At 68.8% G+C, this 16,405-nt stretch carries 18 protein-coding genes; 12 read left to right on the forward strand and 6 right to left on the reverse strand.

The features are described from left to right. Nucleotides 1-12 precede the first annotated feature (12 nt). Together A5757_RS21465 and A5757_RS21470 are read left to right on the forward strand one after the other, a co-directional pair. Entirely contained in the window at nucleotides 13-444 is a 432-nt protein-coding gene (locus tag A5757_RS21465; protein WP_066838453.1) for a CBS domain-containing protein, read from the forward strand. 38 nt (nucleotides 445-482) lie between these two features. Next, on the forward strand, nucleotides 483-1,091 hold the full coding sequence (locus tag A5757_RS21470) for an N-acetyltransferase (RefSeq protein ID WP_066838793.1): 609 nt from the start codon (nucleotides 483-485) through the stop codon (nucleotides 1,089-1,091). Here A5757_RS21470 and A5757_RS21475 read toward each other — a convergent pair whose 3' ends face one another. Then, the gene (locus A5757_RS21475; RefSeq protein ID WP_066838456.1) at nucleotides 1,092-1,754 is read right to left on the reverse strand and encodes a type II toxin-antitoxin system PemK/MazF family toxin; all 663 of its coding nucleotides are present in this window, start codon (nucleotides 1,752-1,754) and stop codon (nucleotides 1,092-1,094) included. Between the two features lie 45 nt (nucleotides 1,755-1,799). On the opposite strand from A5757_RS21475, the gene lepA reads away from it, so the two are divergent. From lepA to A5757_RS21495, 4 genes are read left to right on the forward strand one after another with little or no spacing between them, the layout of a single operon-like run. Continuing rightward, nucleotides 1,800-3,725, forward strand: a complete 1,926-nt coding sequence (lepA, locus tag A5757_RS21480) for a translation elongation factor 4 (RefSeq protein ID WP_369815986.1) — start codon at nucleotides 1,800-1,802, stop codon at nucleotides 3,723-3,725. 4 nt (nucleotides 3,726-3,729) lie between these two features. Then, the gene (locus A5757_RS21485) at nucleotides 3,730-4,446 is read left to right on the forward strand and encodes a sensor domain-containing protein (protein WP_066838462.1); all 717 of its coding nucleotides are present in this window, start codon (nucleotides 3,730-3,732) and stop codon (nucleotides 4,444-4,446) included. Nucleotides 4,447-4,484: 38 nt separating this feature from the next. Continuing rightward, on the forward strand, nucleotides 4,485-5,222 hold the full coding sequence (locus A5757_RS21490) for a sensor domain-containing protein (RefSeq protein ID WP_066838464.1): 738 nt from the start codon (nucleotides 4,485-4,487) through the stop codon (nucleotides 5,220-5,222). Continuing rightward, the gene (locus A5757_RS21495; RefSeq protein WP_066838467.1) at nucleotides 5,222-5,908 is read left to right on the forward strand and encodes a sensor domain-containing protein; all 687 of its coding nucleotides are present in this window, start codon (nucleotides 5,222-5,224) and stop codon (nucleotides 5,906-5,908) included. Before A5757_RS21490 ends, A5757_RS21495 begins: the two co-directional genes overlap by 1 nt. Nucleotides 5,909-5,927: 19 nt before the next feature. Here A5757_RS21495 and A5757_RS21500 read toward each other — a convergent pair whose 3' ends face one another. The 3 genes from A5757_RS21500 to A5757_RS21510 form a co-directional block, all read right to left on the reverse strand. Beyond that, nucleotides 5,928-6,194: an ANTAR domain-containing protein gene (locus tag A5757_RS21500; RefSeq protein WP_066838470.1), complete on the reverse strand. Its 267-nt coding sequence runs from the start codon at nucleotides 6,192-6,194 to the stop codon at nucleotides 5,928-5,930. A gap of 98 nt (nucleotides 6,195-6,292) precedes the next feature. After that, the gene (locus A5757_RS21505; protein WP_066838473.1) at nucleotides 6,293-8,314 is read right to left on the reverse strand and encodes a glycoside hydrolase family 15 protein; all 2,022 of its coding nucleotides are present in this window, start codon (nucleotides 8,312-8,314) and stop codon (nucleotides 6,293-6,295) included. Nucleotides 8,315-8,375: 61 nt separating this feature from the next. Next, nucleotides 8,376-9,596 (reverse strand): FAD-dependent oxidoreductase, encoded by a 1,221-nt coding sequence (locus A5757_RS21510; protein WP_255360382.1) that lies wholly within the window; start codon nucleotides 9,594-9,596, stop codon nucleotides 8,376-8,378. Nucleotides 9,597-9,628: 32 nt separating this feature from the next. On the opposite strand from A5757_RS21510, the gene A5757_RS21515 reads away from it, so the two are divergent. The 6 genes from A5757_RS21515 (at nucleotide 9,629) to A5757_RS21535 (ending at nucleotide 13,925) form a co-directional block, all read left to right on the forward strand. Further along, nucleotides 9,629-9,823 carry a hypothetical protein gene (locus A5757_RS21515; RefSeq protein ID WP_066838796.1) on the forward strand — a complete coding sequence of 65 codons (195 nt, stop codon included), beginning with the start codon at nucleotides 9,629-9,631 and terminating at the stop codon, nucleotides 9,821-9,823. A gap of 127 nt (nucleotides 9,824-9,950) precedes the next feature. Beyond that, a complete protein-coding gene (locus tag A5757_RS24085; protein WP_369815980.1) occupies nucleotides 9,951-10,043 on the forward strand; it encodes an Ms4533A family Cys-rich leader peptide in 93 nt (30 codons plus the stop codon). Nucleotides 10,044-10,169: 126 nt separating this feature from the next. Then, nucleotides 10,170-11,213 (forward strand): sulfate ABC transporter substrate-binding protein, encoded by a 1,044-nt coding sequence (locus A5757_RS21520; RefSeq protein ID WP_066838478.1) that lies wholly within the window; start codon nucleotides 10,170-10,172, stop codon nucleotides 11,211-11,213. Beyond that, nucleotides 11,210-12,052 carry a sulfate ABC transporter permease subunit CysT gene (gene cysT / locus A5757_RS21525; protein ID WP_066838481.1) on the forward strand — a complete coding sequence of 281 codons (843 nt, stop codon included), beginning with the start codon at nucleotides 11,210-11,212 and terminating at the stop codon, nucleotides 12,050-12,052. The genes A5757_RS21520 and cysT overlap by 4 nt, the downstream gene beginning before the upstream one ends. After that, nucleotides 12,049-12,861, forward strand: a complete 813-nt coding sequence (gene cysW, locus A5757_RS21530) for a sulfate ABC transporter permease subunit CysW (RefSeq protein WP_066838484.1) — start codon at nucleotides 12,049-12,051, stop codon at nucleotides 12,859-12,861. The genes cysT and cysW overlap by 4 nt, the downstream gene beginning before the upstream one ends. Nucleotides 12,862-12,878: 17 nt before the next feature. Beyond that, complete coding sequence (locus tag A5757_RS21535; protein WP_066838487.1) at nucleotides 12,879-13,925, forward strand: sulfate/molybdate ABC transporter ATP-binding protein; 1,047 nt, start codon at nucleotides 12,879-12,881, stop codon at nucleotides 13,923-13,925. Nucleotides 13,926-13,952: 27 nt separating this feature from the next. Here A5757_RS21535 and A5757_RS21540 read toward each other — a convergent pair whose 3' ends face one another. Further along, nucleotides 13,953-14,951 carry a hemolysin family protein gene (locus A5757_RS21540; protein ID WP_066838490.1) on the reverse strand — a complete coding sequence of 333 codons (999 nt, stop codon included), beginning with the start codon at nucleotides 14,949-14,951 and terminating at the stop codon, nucleotides 13,953-13,955. Then, nucleotides 14,944-16,305 (reverse strand): hemolysin family protein, encoded by a 1,362-nt coding sequence (locus A5757_RS21545; protein WP_066838493.1) that lies wholly within the window; start codon nucleotides 16,303-16,305, stop codon nucleotides 14,944-14,946. Before A5757_RS21545 ends, A5757_RS21540 begins: the two co-directional genes overlap by 8 nt. Nucleotides 16,306-16,405 lie beyond the last annotated feature (100 nt).

Raw genomic sequence — 16,405 nt, forward strand, 5'->3', positions numbered from 1 at the left:
ACGGGAGGGTCCATGCGGATCGCGGACGTATTGCGCAGCAAAGGGGCGATGGTGGCCACGGTCACCGAGACCACCACGGTGACCGGTCTGCTGGCCGAGCTCGCCACGCACAACATCGGCGCCATGGTCGTCGTCGGCGCCGACGGCGGGGTGGTCGGCATGGTGTCCGAGCGTGACGTTGTTCGCAGTCTGCACGAACGCGGCGCCGACCTGCTGCGCCGGCCGGTGTCGGAGATCATGACCGCTCTGGTGGTCACCTGCACTCCTGAGGACCCGGTCGACGATCTGTCCGCGGTGATGACGAACAACCGGGTGCGCCACGTGCCGGTGGTGGTGGACGGCAGGCTGGCCGGGATCGTCAGCATCGGCGACGTCGTCAAGGTCCGGATGGAGTACCTGCAGACCGAACAGGAACACCTGCAGGCCTACATCACCCGCGGCTGACCCGGCCCCCGACGGGTCGGGTGTGCAAAGGTGAGTCCGTGGCAGCCGTCGACGTGCGTCCCGCTTCCCGGTCCGACATCCGGCAGCTGAGCCGCACCCTCGGCCGCGCCTTCCAGGACGATCCGGTGATGGCGTGGATGGCGCCCGACCCGCGCCGTCGGGCCCGCGCGCTGCCGCGGATGTTCGCCACGATGACCCGTCACCACTTCCTCGCCGGCGGCGGCACCGAGGTCGCCACCCGCGACGGCATTGGCGCGGCGGCGCTGTGGGATCCGCCCGGCCGCTGGAAGCAGACCCAACGCGAGGAGCTGCGGATGCTGCCGGGCTTTCTGTGGGCGATGGGGGTCGCGCGGTCGGCCCGCGGCCAGCAGCTCTCCGCACTGATGAAGGAGCACCACCCCGAGGAGCCGCACTGGTATCTCGCCGTGATCGGCAGCGATCCGTCGGTGCGGGGCGGTGGTTTCGGCCATGCCCTGATGCAGTCGCGCCTTGACCGGGTCGATGCCGACCACGCACCGGCCTACCTGGAGTCGAGCAACCCCGACAACGTGCCGTACTACCTGCGGTTCGGATTCGAGATCACCGGCGAGATACACCTGCCGGACAACGGCCCGGCGATGACGGCGATGTGGCGGTCAGCGCGCTAGCTAGCTCCAGGAGAAGTCGGCGCGCAACCGACTCGCGACGATCTCGAAGCGTTCACGGTCGAGGATCGCGCCCTCGCGACGGATGCCCTCCTCGGGCACGTCGAGCACCCGGTCCAGGCGCACCCAGCTGGGACGCCCGTCGTCGTCCCAGGCGCCGCTGCCGATGCCGACCCAGTCCGGATCGTCGCGGTGGTGGTCCCGACTCGACAGCATCAGGCCGAGCAGCGTGCGCCGGTCGCGACCGACGACCAGCACGGGGCGGTCCTTCCCGCGCGTCGGGTCGTCCTCGTAGACCACCCACGTCCACACGATCTCGCCCGGATCCGCGCGGCCGTCGAGATCCGGCGCGTAGACGACTTTCCGGGCGCGGTGCGCCGTCGGGACGCTGTTGTCGGTGACGGGGCGGCCTGCGGCGATCGCGGGCGCGGCCGGGCCCGCGTTCGCCGCGGCGGCGTTGGCCAGAGCCGACAGCCCGGCGCCGAGACCCAGTTTGAGACCCTGCTGGATGCCCTGCTGAACCGTGCGCGGCCGGTTCTCCGACTGCTGCAGCTGACGAATGATCTTCGGCGCCTCGTTGAACACCACATTGTTTGCGACGTTCCTCGCGACATGACCCGCGACCTGCTGGAACCTTCTCCACTGCGGAGGCATGTCTTCGAGCATAGGTGAACCGGCGAGGCGCGATTGTGCCCCGACGCGCCCGGGTCGATACCCTTTGTGGGGGTACACCGCGTGCCCGGCCAGCACTTCTACCAGGAGATTCCCATCAGTAGTTTCGCCGACAAGACGTTCACTGCGCCGGCGCAGATTCGGAACTTCTGCATCATCGCGCACATCGACCACGGCAAGTCCACGCTGGCCGACCGCATGCTGGGCATCACCGGCGTCGTCGCCGACCGCGACATGCGGGCGCAGTACCTGGATCGGATGGACATCGAGCGCGAGCGCGGCATCACGATCAAGGCGCAGAACGTACGGCTGCCGTGGAAGGTCGCTCGGGAGGACGGCACCGACGAAGAGTTCGTTCTCCATTTGATCGACACCCCCGGGCACGTGGACTTCACCTACGAGGTGTCCCGTGCGCTCGAGGCCTGCGAGGGCGCCGTGCTGCTGGTCGACGCCGCGCAGGGCATCGAGGCGCAGACGCTGGCCAACCTCTACCTGGCGCTCGACCGCGATCTGACGATCATCCCGGTGCTCAACAAGATCGACCTGCCCGCCGCCGACCCCGATCGCTACGCCGCCGAATTGGCCCACATCATCGGTTGCGAACCGTCCGACGTGCTGCGCGTGTCCGGTAAGACCGGCGAGGGTGTGACCGAACTGCTCGACGAGGTGGTCCGCCAGATCCCCGCGCCCACCGGTGACGCCGACGCCCCCGCCCGGGCGATGATCTTCGACTCGGTCTACGACATCTACCGCGGCGTGGTCACCTACGTGCGCGTCGTCGACGGCAAGATCACCCCGCGCGAACGCATCGCGATGATGTCGACCGGCGCCACTCACGAACTCCTCGAGGTCGGCATCGTCTCGCCGGACCCCAAACCGTCCGACGGGCTGGGCGTCGGCGAGGTCGGCTACCTGATCACCGGGGTGAAGGATGTCCGCCAGTCCAAGGTAGGCGACACCGTGACCAGCGCCCGCAAGGGCGCCACCGAGGCGCTCACCGGGTACCGCGAACCCCGGCCGATGGTCTACTCCGGACTGTATCCGGTCGACGGCTCGGACTATCCGGTGCTGCGCGACGCGCTGGACAAACTGCAACTCAACGATGCCGCGCTGACATACGAGCCCGAGACGTCGGTGGCGCTGGGCTTCGGTTTCCGGTGCGGCTTCCTGGGGCTGCTGCACATGGAGATCACCCGCGAACGCCTCGAGCGCGAGTTCAACCTCGATCTCATCTCGACGTCACCCAACGTCGTCTACCGCGTGATCACGGATGACGCGGCTCCCGGTGATTCTGGGCTGATCGTCACCAATCCGTCGGATTGGCCGGAGGGCAAGGTTCGCACGGTCTACGAACCGGTGGTGAAGACGACGATCATCGCGCCCAGCGAGTTCATCGGCACCATCATGGAGCTGTGCCAATCCCGGCGCGGCGAGCTCGGCGGGATGGACTACCTGTCCCCGGAGCGGGTCGAGTTGCGCTACACGATGCCGCTCGGCGAGATCATCTTCGACTTCTTCGACTCGCTGAAATCGCGCACCCGCGGCTACGCCAGCCTCGACTACGAGGAGGCGGGCGAGCAGGAGGCGGCGCTGGTGAAGGTCGACATCCTGCTGCAGGGCGAGGCCGTCGACGCGTTCAGCGCGATCGTGCACAAGGACTCCGCGGCGGCGTACGGGAACAAGATGACGACCAAGCTCAAAGAGCTCATCCCGCGCCAGCAGTTCGAGGTGCCGGTGCAGGCTGCGATCGGTTCGAAGATCATCGCGCGCGAGAACATCCGCGCCATCCGCAAGGACGTGCTCTCCAAGTGCTACGGCGGTGACATCACCCGTAAGCGCAAGCTGCTGGAGAAGCAGAAGGAGGGCAAGAAGCGGATGAAGACCATCGGCAGGGTCGACGTCCCGCAGGAGGCCTTCGTCGCCGCGCTGTCCACCGACGCCGCCGGCGACAAGCCGAAGAAGTAGCCCGGTGTCGGTCCGGGCCGCTGTCCTCGTCGCGCTGTGCTGTGCGGCGTCGACACTGCCCGGATGCGCCAGAACCGTCGAGGGCGCCGCCCGTCCCGCGGCGTCGGTGTTGGGCCTGCTCCCGACCGAGGCCGAGCTGGCCGAAGCGGTCGGAAACGGGTTGAGCACTTTCGGATTCGCCCCCTTCGTCGGAGGCGCCGACATCCTGCCCGACGGGTTCCGCACCGACGCCGACGCGGCACCGATCGCCTGCGTCGCGGTGACCGACACCGCGCCGCGGTTCGCCTACGAGGACGCCGCGGTGCTCGAGGCGGCGCGGCAGAGTTACTTCTCGCTCGCCGCCGGCGCGGCCGTGTCGGGGATGGACGCGGTCGTGGTCCGGATGGCCAGCGAGGCCGCGGCCGACCGGCTGTTCGAGACGTTTGCCGCGCAGTGGCGGCAGTGCGACGGTACGACCGTCGACAAGCGGTTGCGCGGCGCGAGCGACAGCCAGATGACCGCGGTGATCGACGACGTCACCGACACCGACCGGATCCTCTCGGCGACGGTGGTCACCGAGCTGCCGCCGGCGGTCGGTCGTTCGCAGTACCAGCGTGCCCTCGGCGTCCGGGGCGACACGATCGCCGAGGTGTCGCTGGCGGTCACCCCGGTGGGCGAGCGGCGCGGCGACAACCGCGCCAAGGCGATACACGCGGTCGAGGCCATCCTGGAAACGGTCTGATCGCACGCGCGATACGGCCAGGCGTGCTATTGAAAGGCATGCCGTCCGCGCGCATCCTGTCGACCGTGGTGGTCGCGGGTCTGCTGCTGGCCGGGTGCTCCTCCCAGGTGGACGGCCGTGTCATGGACAAACCGGCATCCCCGGCGAACCCGGCCCCGCCTATCGCGCGGGCGCTCGATCAGGTGCTTCCCACCACCCAGGAGCTCTCCGGCGCACTGGGGATCGCCCCGACCGGGTTCATGGGTCAACTCGTCCAGGGCGGTGCCGACATGCTGTTGCGCGGCGTCGACCGGGCGCAGGCTTTCCCGGCCGAATGCGTCAGCGCCACCTACCGGCTGCAGCAGATGACCTACGCCGCGAGTCCGGTCCGGTCGGTGGCTACCCGGTCGTGGGCGGGCGGTGGCGTCGACGGACCGTCGCTCACCGGATTCTTCGGGGTGGTGCAGTTCGCCTCGTCCGCCGATGCCCAGGCATTCTTCGCCTCGGTCGCCGAGAAATGGCAGCGCTGCGACGGCCGCACGATGGTGCTGCAGCAGGACGGTCGGGGCGCCGGGGAGCAGAGCCGCATCTCCGACGTCGTGGTCGAGCCACGCATGGTGTCCGCGGTGGTGGTGCACGAGTCCGGCGACAACGGCATCACCCTGCAGCGCGCGCTCGGGGTCGCGGCGGACTGCATCGTCGACATCGAGATCACCGACGTGGCCGACGCCAAGGCCGCAGGCGCCCGCGACGCGGTCGACGTCGCCGAGGTCATGCTCGACAAGCTGTCCGGCTGATGCGCGCCCCACTGGTCGCGCTGGTCGCGGTGCTGACGCTGTCCGGTTGCGTCAGCACGGTCGACGGGCGGGCGGTGCGGGGCGCGAGCGCCGCACCGGTGGATGTCGCGCCGCTGACCGAGGCCCAGCTCGATCGGGTGCTGCTGACGATCGGTGAACTCAACGGCATCATGGGCTCGACGCAGATGACCGCGAACGACGTGGCCGAAGCGATGACCGACCACTCCGCCGACATCTCGGATCCGGCGTGCGTCGGCGCTATCTACGGCGCCGAGGAACCGGTGTACGAGGGCAGCGGATGGACCGCGGTCCGCGATCAGGTGGCACGCGAGCCGAGCGACGACAACGACCACTGGGTCGAACAGACGGCAGTGCTGTTCGGCTCGCCGGATCAGGCGACGGCGTTCGTCGACTCCTCCCACACGACGTGGGAGCAGTGCCAGGCCGACGATCTCACCGTCTACGACGGGTCCGACAGTTTCGTCTGGCAGATGGAGCCGGTGCGCTTCGACGGTCAGCTGCTCACCCAGGTCTCCGAACAGCGCGACGCCGACGGCTGGGCGTGCCAGCATGCGCTGGCCGCGGTGTCGAACGTGGTGGTCGAGACCTGGGCCTGCGGTTACACCATCGGCGACGAGGCGGCCACCATCGCGACCGAGATGGTCGACAACGCGGCCGGGCGCTGACGCGCGGACCCGATCGGGGTCAGTGCGCTGCGGACAGCGTGGCCGACCGCACGCCGCGGATCAGCTCACCCCAGACGGTGAACGCCTCCGCGTGCTCGGCTGAGGCCGACCCGCCCGCGAGTGCGACCAAACCGCCTGCCACCCGGCCGATTCCGAGCCCGGTCTGCCTGACGACCGCGACGAGCTCATCGAAAGCCTGCCGTTCCGAGCAGCCCCGCAGGCCCATCAGGATGCCGATCGCGATATCTATGACGCGGCGCGATGTTGCGTCCGTGCGGTGATCCATACTCGTCCCCTTCTGTGGCAACACCATCGTGCGCGTCGATGTCGCACCCCGACAAGACTTGGATACACCGTGATCCTGACATTGCGCTGAACCTTCGCTTACATCGGCGCGTTGGCCGGGACGAACACCCCGGAACTGTCGGCCTCCTCCTCGGCCCGGATCACGTGCACGACGGCGTTGATCAACGCCAGATGGGTGAACGCCTGCGGGAAGTTGCCGAGGTGTCGGCCGGTGCGCGGCTCGATCTCCTCGGCGTAGAGGTGCAGCGAGCTGGCGAACGACAGCAGGCGTTCGCACAGATGCTTGGCCCGGCTCACCTCGCCGATCTCGACGAGCGCCGACACCAGCCAGAACGAGCAGATGGTGAACGTGCCCTCTTCGCCGGACAGTCCGTCGTCGGTCTCCTCGGTGCGGTAGCGCAACACCAGACCCTCTTCGGTGAGCTCGTCGGCGATGGCCAGCACGGTCGCGCGCACCCGCGGATCGTCCGGCGGCAGGAACCGCACCAGCGGCACCAGCAGCAGGGACGCATCCAGCGCATCATCGCCGTAGCGCTGGGTGAACACCCCGCGCTCGTCGACGCCGTTGGCCAGGATGTCGGCCTTGATCTCCTCGGCGACGGTGCGCCACTGCTGGGCGTAGCTCTTCTCGCCTTCGAGTTCGGCGAGTTTGGATCCGCGGTCCAGCGCCACCCAGCACATCACCTTCGAGGAGGTGAAGTGCTTCGGTTCGCCGCGCACCTCCCAGATGCCCCGGTCCGGTTCCCTCCAGTGCTTGATGGCCTCCTCGACCTGGTTCTTGAGCACCGGCCACAGGGCCTCGGGGATCTGCTCGCGCGATTTGGTGTGCAGATACACCGAGTCGAGCATCGTGCCCCAGATGTCGTGCTGCATCTGGTCGAAGGCGCCGTTGCCGATCCGCACGGGCCGCGCCCCGGCGTAGCCCGACAGGTGGTGCAGCTCCTCCTCGTCCAGACTGCGCTCGCCGCCCACGCCGTACATCACCTGCAGCGGGTGGCGTTCACCGTTGTTGGCGCCCGACACGTCGGCGATGAACGCGAAGAAGTCGTCGGCCTCGCGGTCCAGTCCCAGCGTGTACAGACCCCACAGCGCGAACGTCGAATCCCGCACCCACGCGTAGCGATAGTCCCAGTTGCGTTCGCCCTGAGGGGTTTCCGGCAACGAGGTGGTGCTGGCCGCCAGCAGGGCGCCGGTCGGGGAGTAGGTCAGACCCTTCAGGGTCAGCGCGCTGCGCTGCAGATATGCCCGCCAGGGGTGGTCGGGGAAGTCGCCGACGTTGATCCACTGCCGCCAGGCCTCGCTGGTCTGCCACATCTTGTTGGCGGCTTCTTCGTAGTTCTGCGGCGCCGGATGCCCCGACCAGCTCAGGGCGACGAACACGTTGTCGCCCTCCTTGAGTCGGGTCCGCGCCCTGGCCTCCCGGCCCTCCAGACCGATCCGCAGGTTGGTGGTCAACCGCAGGGTGGGATGCGAATCGGGGTCGCGGGTCGCCCGGGCGATCGCCTCGCCGTAGGCCGGTCCGGAGTACTCCCATTCGGCGCCGACGCGGTGGTAGTCGAAGGCCGGTTCGCAATCCATCACCACTTCGACGGTGCCGCTCACGCACCGCACGGTGCGCAGCAGGATGTGCTCGGCGTCCCAGTCCATCGGGGTCCGGCGGTGGGTGCGCGACCGGCGTTCCAGGTCGTGCCACGGTCCCATCACCAGCGCGTCCCGCACGATCAGCCAGCCGGTGTGGGTCTGCCAGGTGGTCTCCAGGATCAGGCTGCCCGGCAGGTACCGGCGGGCCGCGGGCACGGTGACGCCGTAGGGGCCGAGGCGGAAGTGGCCCGCACCGCGGTCGAGGATCGCCCCGAACACGCTGGGGGAGTCCGGCCGGGGTACGCACAGCCATTCCACCGATCCGGCGGAGGAGATCAGACAGGTGTTCTCACAGTCGGACAGGAAGCCGTAGTCGGCGATCGGCGGGAAGGGATTGCGCAGGGTCGGGGCATACGGCATCGGTGAGGTCAGCGTCAGCGGCGTATCGGGTTCGTCGCGCGGCTGCGGGGGCGCGGCGGTGACGTCGGGGGCGGTCGGACCGGTGTCGTGCAGAACCATTCGGACATCATCGACTGCCGACCTGCTCGGCGTCCACCGATCAGGTCGGTCGACTCCGGGCTCACCGACGCGCGAAGCGCGGTATGCGTTGCGGAAACGGGCCGATGGCCACGGCCGCGCCGAACAGCGTGCGCAGCGCGGGGACTCGGCTGAGCAGTCGGACGGCCGCCGGAGCCTCGACCGCGCCTTCGCCCACCACGGCGGCGATGACGCGGAGGTGCGCGATCCGCTGCGCGGACTGCACCAGGATGGTGGGCGCCCAGCGGCGCGCCTGCACCGCCGCCAGATGCCGCTCGGTCAGCCGGTGTTCGCGCAGCGGGGCGGCGAGAATGGTCGCGGCCGCCACGGCATCGGCGACGGCGAGGTTGATCCCGACCCCGCCGACCGGCGACATCGCATGCGCGGCGTCGCCGATGAGGAGCAGTCCGTCGGTGAACCAGCGGTGCAACCGGTTGAGCTGGACGTCGAGCAGTTTGACGTCGTCGAACGAGCTCAGCTGATCCACCCGGTCGGCCAGGAACGGCACCAGTTCGGCCACCCGGTGGCGCAGGCTTTCGACGCCCTCCGCCCGCAGTGCGGCGTCGCTGCCCTTCCGGATGAGGTAGGCCATCTGGAAATAGTCGCCACGGTCGATGGCGATCGCGGCGTGTCCGGTGCCCAGCATCCCGGCCAGGCCCTGCGGATCGTCGTCGCGCCGGGGCAGCCGGAACCACCAGACGTCCATCGGCGCACCGAAACTCGTCGGCGTCAGCCCCAGCGACTCCCGCAGCGTGGATCCGCGGCCGTCACACGCCACCGTCAAGGCCGCCCGCAACCGGCGGGTGTTCCCTGCCGAATCCCGGTAGGTCACGCCGGTCACCCGTCCGCCCTCCCGGATCGGGGCCAGCACCTCGGTGCTGCGCAGCAGCGTGAACGTCGGCTCCTGCTCGGCTGCGGACGCGAGCAACTCCAGGAAGTCCCACTGCGGAACCAGGGCGATGTGCTTGTGCGAGCCGGGAATTCGGCGCAGATCCACCTGCACCGTCGTGCCCTGCAGGTTCACACTGAGCGTTTCGATCAGCCGGTGCGGAATCTGCGCGAACGCCCGGCCCAGGCCGAGTTCGTCGAGCATCCGCAGGGTGCTGGCGTGCACGGTGTCCCCGCGGAAGTCCCGCAGGAAATCGGCGTGCTTCTCCATCACCGTGACGCGCACCCCGGCGCGGGCCAGCAGTAGTCCGAGCATCATCCCGGCCGGGCCACCGCCCGACACGACGCAGTCGGTCTCCTCCACCTCAGTCGACACGGGCCCATCCTTGCATCGCCTAGGCTGGCGTGGTGGGCGCATTCCTGAGTTGGTGGGACGGCGTCGAACTCTGGCTGACCGGGCTGGGCTTCGTCGCCCAGACGGCGGTGGTGATGCCGGTGGTGCTGCTGGTGGCGTTCGCGCTGGCGGTGCTGCTCGACGGGGTGCTCGGACGCAGCATCAAGGTGCTCCGCCGCGCCCGTCACGGCACCGAGGACGCCCGGTGACGGGGATGCCGCGGTCGCGGGTGACGCTCATCCTGATAGCCCTCGTCGTCCTCGTCATCGTCATGTGGCTGCTCACTCGCTGATCACCTCGGGCGAGCCGGTTGCCGGCTCTGCTACTCTTCCCGCCATGCAAGCAGCGTCCGGCGGAGCGCAGTGCCATGTGTTGGCACTCATCGCCGTGGGTGATTGCGCTGTTGCAGACGTCGCCTGTTGTCGCTGAACCCTCCCGTCCGCGGTATGGGATCGGTGACGGCCGTCTGCCGTCATGACCTGACGTCGTTTCCTTGCCGCATCGACGGGTGCTCTCCTCCAGCCCGCTGCAGAAAACCAAGGAAAGGCCCACCCCATGCCCCAGTTCTCCGACCTCCCGTTCGCCAAGCGGTGGCGTACCGCGACCGCACTCGGTCTGACCGCGACCGTCCTGGCCGCCTGCGGTGGCGGTGCCAGCGACGTCGCCGGAGATTCCGGTGGACCGGCCGCGGACACCACGCTGACGCTGGTCGCGTACGCGGTGCCCGAACCCGGGTGGAGCAAGATCATCCCCGCCTTCGCGGCGACAGAGGAGGGCAAGGGCGTCGCCGTCACCTCGTCCTACGGCGCGTCGGGCGACCAGTCTCGTGCCGTGCAGGACGGCAAGCCCGCCGACATCGTCAACTTCTCCGTCGAACCCGACATCACGCGCCTGGTCAAGGCCGGCAAGGTGGCCGAGGACTGGAACGCCGACGTCACCAAGGGCATCCCGTTCGGATCGGTCGTCTCGCTCGTCGTGCGCGAGGGCAACCCGAAGAACATCCGGGATTGGGACGACCTGCTGCAGCCGGGGCTCGAGGTCGTCACCCCGAGCCCCCTGAGTTCCGGCTCCGCCAAGTGGAATCTGCTGGCCCCCTATGCGGCCAAGAGCAACGGCGGCCAGAACCCCGAGGCCGGCCTCGACTTCGTCAACCGTCTGGTCACCGAGCACGTCCGGACCCGGCCGGGCTCCGGCCGGGAGGCCACCGACGTGTTCCTGCAGGGCACCGGTGACGTGCTGATCAGCTACGAGAACGAGGCGATCAACGTCGAACGGCAGGGCAAGCCCGTCGAGCACGTGAACCCGCCGCAGACGTTCAAGATCGAGAACCCCGTCGCGGTCGTGACCGGCTCGGCCCACGCCGACAAGGCCACCGCGCTGAAGAACTTCCTGTACACGCCCGAAGGCCAGAAACTGTGGGCCGAGGCCGGTTTCCGGCCCGTCGACCCGGGCGTCGCCGGGGACTTCGCGATCGACTTCCCGACCCCGGAGAAGCTGTGGACGATCGCCGACCTCGGTGGCTGGAGTCAGGTCGATCCCGCGCTGTTCGACAAGGAGAACGGCAGCATCACCAAGATCTACAAGCAGGCCACTGGATGACGGCAACCCTGCAGCCTGACTCCGCCGCACGCGGCGTGCGTCCCGGCCGGCACGGGACCACGTCGCTGCGGGTGGGCGCGGCCTCGATCTGGCTGAGCGTCATCGTCCTGCTACCGCTGGCCGCGATCCTGTGGCAGTCCGCGGCGGGCGGCTGGGAGGCGTTCGCCGCCGCGGTGACCTCACCCTCGGCGATCGCGTCGTTCCGGGTGACGCTGACCATCTCGATCGCCGTCACCGCGATCAACCTGGTATTCGGGCTGCTGGTGGCGTGGGTGCTCACCCGCGACGACTTCCCCGGCAAGCGGTTGGTGGACTCGGTGATCGACCTGCCGTTCGCGCTGCCGACGATCGTCGCCAGCCTGGTCATGCTCGCGCTCTACGGGCCCGCGAGCCCGGTGGGTCTGCACCTCCAGCACACCCAGTGGGGTGTGGGGATCGCCCTGTTGTTCGTGACGCTGCCGTTCGTCGTGCGGTCGGTGCAGCCGGTGCTGCTCGAACTCGACCGGGAGATCGAGGAGGCCGCGGCCTCGCTCGGCGCCGACAACTGGACCATCTTCACCCGGGTGGTGTTGCCGTCGCTGCTCCCGGCGCTGCTGTCGGGCGCCGGTCTGGCGTTCTCCCGGGCCATCGGCGAGTTCGGCTCCGTCGTGCTGATCGGCGGCGCCGTCCCGGGCGAGACCGAGGTCTCCTCGCAGTGGATCCGGACCCTGATCGAGAACGACGACCGCACCGGCGCCGCGGCGATCTCCATTGTGCTGCTGGTGATCTCGTTCGTGGTGCTGTTCGTGCTCCGGGCTATCGGTGTCCGCGCGGCGAAGCGCGAGGAGCTGGCGGGATGACACTGTCGCCCGTCGTCAAGCATCTGCTGCGGTACCTGGCACTGGCCTACATCCTCGTCCTCGTTGTGGTCCCGGTCGGGCTGATCCTGTGGCGCACGTTCTCCCCGGGTGTCGGCGCGTTCCTGGAATCGGTCGGGACCCCCGCGGCGATCTCGGCTCTGCAGCTGTCGCTGATCGTGGTGGCGATCGTGGTGCCACTCAACGTGCTGTTCGGGGTGCCGACTGCTCTCGTGCTGGCCCGCAACAGGTTTCGCGGTAAGACGATCCTGCAGGCGGTCATCGACCTACCGTTCGCGGTATCGCCCGTCGTCGTCGGTGTCGCGTTGATTCTGCTGTGGGGGTCGGCCGGGCTGTTCGGCTTCGTGGAGAACGACTTCGGCTGGAAGATCATCTTCGGGTTCACCGGCATCGTGCTGGCCAGCGTGTTCGTCACCGTGCCGTTCGTCATCCGCGAGGTCGAACCGGTGCTGCACGAGATCGGCACCGATCAGGAGGAGGCCGCCGCGACGCTGGGATCGACGTGGTGGCAGACGTTCTGGCGGATCACCCTGCCCTCGATCCGGTGGGGCCTGACCTACGGCGTGGTGTTGACGGTGGCTCGCACGCTCGGCGAGTTCGGCGCCGTGCTCATGGTGTCATCGAATCTGCCCGGCACCTCGCAGACGCTCACACTGTTGGTGGCCGATCGCTACAACCGCGGCGCCGAGTACGGCGCCTACTCGATCGCGACGCTGTTGATGGGCGTCGCGGTGTTCGTTCTGATCGTCCAGGTGGTGCTCGACGCGCGCCGAGCCCGCCAGAGCAAGTGAGCCGGGGAAGAGGACCCATGACCGCCGAGACCACCGCCGCGATCGTCGTCCGGGGTGCGAACAAGCACTACGGCGATTTCGCCGCATTGGACAACATCGACTTCGAGGTGCCGTCCGGATCGCTGACCGCGCTGCTGGGTCCCAGCGGATCGGGCAAGTCGACGCTGCTGCGCGCGATCGCCGGCCTGGACCAGCCCGACACCGGCACCATCACGATCAACGGTGTCGATGTCACCAAGGTGCCGCCGCAGCGCCGCGGGATCGGATTCGTGTTCCAGCACTACGCGGCGTTCAAACACCTCACCGTGCGCGACAACGTGGCGTTCGGGTTGAAGATCCGCAAGCGGCCCAAGGCCGAGATCAAGGAGAAGGTCGACAATCTGCTCGAGGTCGTCGGCCTCGCCGGATTCCAGACCCGCTACCCCAACCAGCTCTCCGGGGGGCAGCGGCAGCGGATGGCGCTGGCGCGTGCGCTGGCCGTCGATCCGCAGGTGCTGCTGCTCGACGAACCGTTCGGCGCGCTCGACGCCAAGGTGCGCGAAGATCTGCGGGCCTGGCTGCGTCGACTGCACGACGAGGTCCACGTCACGACCGTGCTGGTCACGCATGACCAGGCCGAGGCGCTCGACGTCGCCGATCGGATCGCGGTGCTCAACAAGGGCCGCATCGAGCAGGTCGGCTCGCCCACCGCGGTCTACGACACCCCGGCGAACGCGTTCGTCATGTCGTTCCTCGGCGCGGTGTCCTCGCTGAACGGAAGCCTGGTGCGCCCGCACGACATCCGGGTCGGGCGGAACCCCGACATGGCGATCGCGCAGGCCGACGGCAGCGTCTCGTCGGCAGGGGTCACGCGAGCCACGATTGACCGGATCGTGATGCTGGGCTTCGAAGTGCGTATCGAGCTCACCAGCGCCGCGACCCACGCGCCGTTCACCGCGCAGATCACCCGCGGTGACGCCGAAGCGCTCGGGCTCAAAGAGGGCGACACCGTCTACGTGCGCGCGACCCGGATCCCGGAGATCCCAGGGGACGTCGTGCTGCCGAAGACCAGCTCGGTGAGCTGACTCGCGGCGCGCACACTCGCTACGGCGTCAGGCCGCCGCGGTCGGCAGCAGACGGTGCAGCAGATCGGTCAGAGTCAACATGCCCCGACCGGACGGGCCGTCGACGACGACGAGGTGCCTGCGTTGCTCGCGCATCAGCCGCAACGCCTCGTAGACCGGGGTGTCCTCGGGCAGGGTGAAGACCGGTCGCATCAGGTCGCGCGCCGAACCGGACGACGACAGGCTGTCGCGGACGTGCACCACGCCGACGGTGGCGGCGCCGTCCCGCACGAACAACCTCAGATGCCCTGTCGCGCGGGCAGTCTGCTGGATCTCCTCCGGCGACGCATCTGCGGGCACCGAACTGTACTCGGCGTGGCGGCGAGCCATCTGCCCCACGGTCAGCGATTCGAGTTCCAGGGCGCTGGCGAGGTTGCCGTGGTAGCGCTCGTCGAGCGTGCCTGCGGTGTGGGAGTGCTCCACCAGCTGACGTAGCGCGTCGGGATCCTGGGTGTCGTCGAGTTCGTCCACCGGGGTGACGCCGACTTTGCGCAGGCACCAGTTCGCGGTCTGGTTGAGCACGTGGAGCAGCGGGCGGGTCAGGACCATGAATCCGCGCATGGGCAGCGCCAGCAGGGTTGCCGACCGTTCCGGATGGGCGATCGCCCACGACTTGGGCGCCATCTCACCGATCACCAGGTGCAGGAACGTGACGATCAGCAGCGCGAGCACGAAGCCGCCGACCTCCGCCACCCAGGCCGGCGCTCCGACCTCAGCCAGGAACGGTGTGATGGCGTGGTGCACAGCGGGTTTGGTGATCGCACCGAGCAGCAGGGTGCAGGCGGTGATACCGAGCTGCGAGCCGGCCAGCAGCACCGACAGCTCACCGGCGCTGCGCAGCGCGGCTCTGGCCGAACGGCTGTTCGGGGCGGCGTCCTCCAGGCGGCTGCGCCGCGCGGCGATCAACGCGAACTCGACCGCGACGAAGAACGCACTCGAGGCGATCAGCGCGACGGTGATCGCCGCGACGACCCACGGGTCACTCATGGCCGGCCTCCTCGGTCGCGACGCTGACGAAGACCGCGGCGGGCACGTGCCGCTCGATCTCCCGTACCTCGGCGGTCAGTCGGCGTGTCAGGGGCTGTCCCGACACCAGATCGGCCGGATCGGCGGGCAGATCGATCACCACGGTGTCGCCGATGGCGGGCAGGCCCGCCGCGTGCGCGATCACCATGCCGGCGACCGTCTCGTAGTCACCGGGCGGGAGCGTCAGGTCGAGCGTGCGTTCGGCTTCGTCGAGCGGTAGGTCGCCGGCGAGTAACCAGCCATCGGCTTCGGGGATGACGTCGGCCTCGTGTTCGGTGTCGTGTTCGTCGTCGATGTCGCCCACCAATTCCTCGGCGAGATCCTCGACCGTGATGACGCCCGCGAAGCCGCCGTACTCGTCGATCACGATGGCCATCTCGTCGCCGGCTTGCTGCAACGCGGTGACCACGTTGGGCAGCGGCAGCGTCTCCGGAACGATGACGGCCGGCCGGCAGTGCATCGCCGCGGTGTCGTCACCGGACACCGGGCCGAGCAGATCGTGCAGATGGATGACGCCGAGGACGTCCTCGTGGTCGGGGCTGGTCACCGGATAACGGGTGTGACGCTCGGCCATGCGGGCGAGCACGCTCGACACCGTGTCGGTGCCTGCGACAACGTCGACGCGGGACCGCGGGATCATCGCGTGTTCGGCGCTGCTGGTGGGAAAGTCGAGAATGCGGTCGAGCAGGGCGGAGAGCTCCCGGGGGATCTCGCCGGCGTCGCGGGACGCGGCGACGATGTGTTCGAGGTCGCGCGGTGTCGCCGAGTGTTCGACGTCGTGCACCGGTTCGATCCGCAGCAGGCGCAGCAACGCGTTCGACGACTGGTCGAACAGCCAGATGAGCCAGCCGAACAGCTTGAGGTAGATCGTCGTGGACAGGGCCAGCCAGCGGGCGAGTGGCTCCGGCCGCGCGATCGCCAAGTTCTTCGGGAACAACTCGCCGAACACCATCTGCAGCACGGTCGACACCGCGATCGCGGCGACCCCGCCGAGGGCGACGGCCACTGCGGTCGGGATTCCCGCACCGCCGATCAGCGTTTCGAAACCCCGTCCGATCAGCGGTTCGGCGACATATCCGACCAGCAGACCGGTGACGGTGATGCCGAGCTGGGCGCCCGAGAGCATGAACGAGGTGCGACGGGTGACCGCGAGCGCCCGGGTGGAGGCCTGATCACCTGCCTCCGAGCGCGCCTTGAGTCGTGACCGGTCGACGGCCATGTAGGCGAATTCCTGCGCGACGAAGTATCCGGTCAGCGCGGTGATCGCCAGAACGACGAGAAATCCAATGACAATTCCGATCACGGCGGTCAACATGTGACCGCCGTGGGTCTATGAGATTGCATCGAGTCCTTGCTCGGTGAGGGGTGGCGCTACGTCGAGATTCAGCGTACCGGTGCAGCCGCAGTGCTTGGGA

It is taken from the genome of Mycobacterium sp. 852013-51886_SCH5428379 (assembly GCF_001665575.1).
Taxonomy (GTDB): Bacteria; Actinomycetota; Actinomycetes; order Mycobacteriales; family Mycobacteriaceae; genus Mycobacterium.

Bases quoted from the DNA above. Each gene is read 5' to 3' on its own strand.
- A5757_RS21465 (WP_066838453.1), top strand. From the start codon at position 13: ATGCGGATCGCGGACGTATTGCGCAGCAAAGGGGCGATGGTGGCCACG.
- A5757_RS21475 (WP_066838456.1), bottom strand. From the start codon at position 1,754: ATGCTCGAAGACATGCCTCCGCAGTGGAGAAGGTTCCAGCAGGTCGCG.
- A5757_RS21490 (WP_066838464.1), top strand. From the start codon at position 4,485: ATGCCGTCCGCGCGCATCCTGTCGACCGTGGTGGTCGCGGGTCTGCTG.
- A5757_RS21495 (WP_066838467.1), top strand. From the start codon at position 5,222: ATGCGCGCCCCACTGGTCGCGCTGGTCGCGGTGCTGACGCTGTCCGGT.
- A5757_RS21500 (WP_066838470.1), bottom strand. From the start codon at position 6,194: ATGGATCACCGCACGGACGCAACATCGCGCCGCGTCATAGATATCGCG.
- A5757_RS21505 (WP_066838473.1), bottom strand. From the start codon at position 8,314: ATGGTTCTGCACGACACCGGTCCGACCGCCCCCGACGTCACCGCCGCG.
- A5757_RS24085 (WP_369815980.1), top strand. From the start codon at position 9,951: ATGCAAGCAGCGTCCGGCGGAGCGCAGTGCCATGTGTTGGCACTCATC.
- A5757_RS21520 (WP_066838478.1), top strand. From the start codon at position 10,170: ATGCCCCAGTTCTCCGACCTCCCGTTCGCCAAGCGGTGGCGTACCGCG.
- cysT (WP_066838481.1), top strand. From the start codon at position 11,210: ATGACGGCAACCCTGCAGCCTGACTCCGCCGCACGCGGCGTGCGTCCC.
- cysW (WP_066838484.1), top strand. From the start codon at position 12,049: ATGACACTGTCGCCCGTCGTCAAGCATCTGCTGCGGTACCTGGCACTG.
- A5757_RS21535 (WP_066838487.1), top strand. From the start codon at position 12,879: ATGACCGCCGAGACCACCGCCGCGATCGTCGTCCGGGGTGCGAACAAG.
- A5757_RS21540 (WP_066838490.1), bottom strand. From the start codon at position 14,951: ATGAGTGACCCGTGGGTCGTCGCGGCGATCACCGTCGCGCTGATCGCC.
- A5757_RS21545 (WP_066838493.1), bottom strand. From the start codon at position 16,305: ATGTTGACCGCCGTGATCGGAATTGTCATTGGATTTCTCGTCGTTCTG.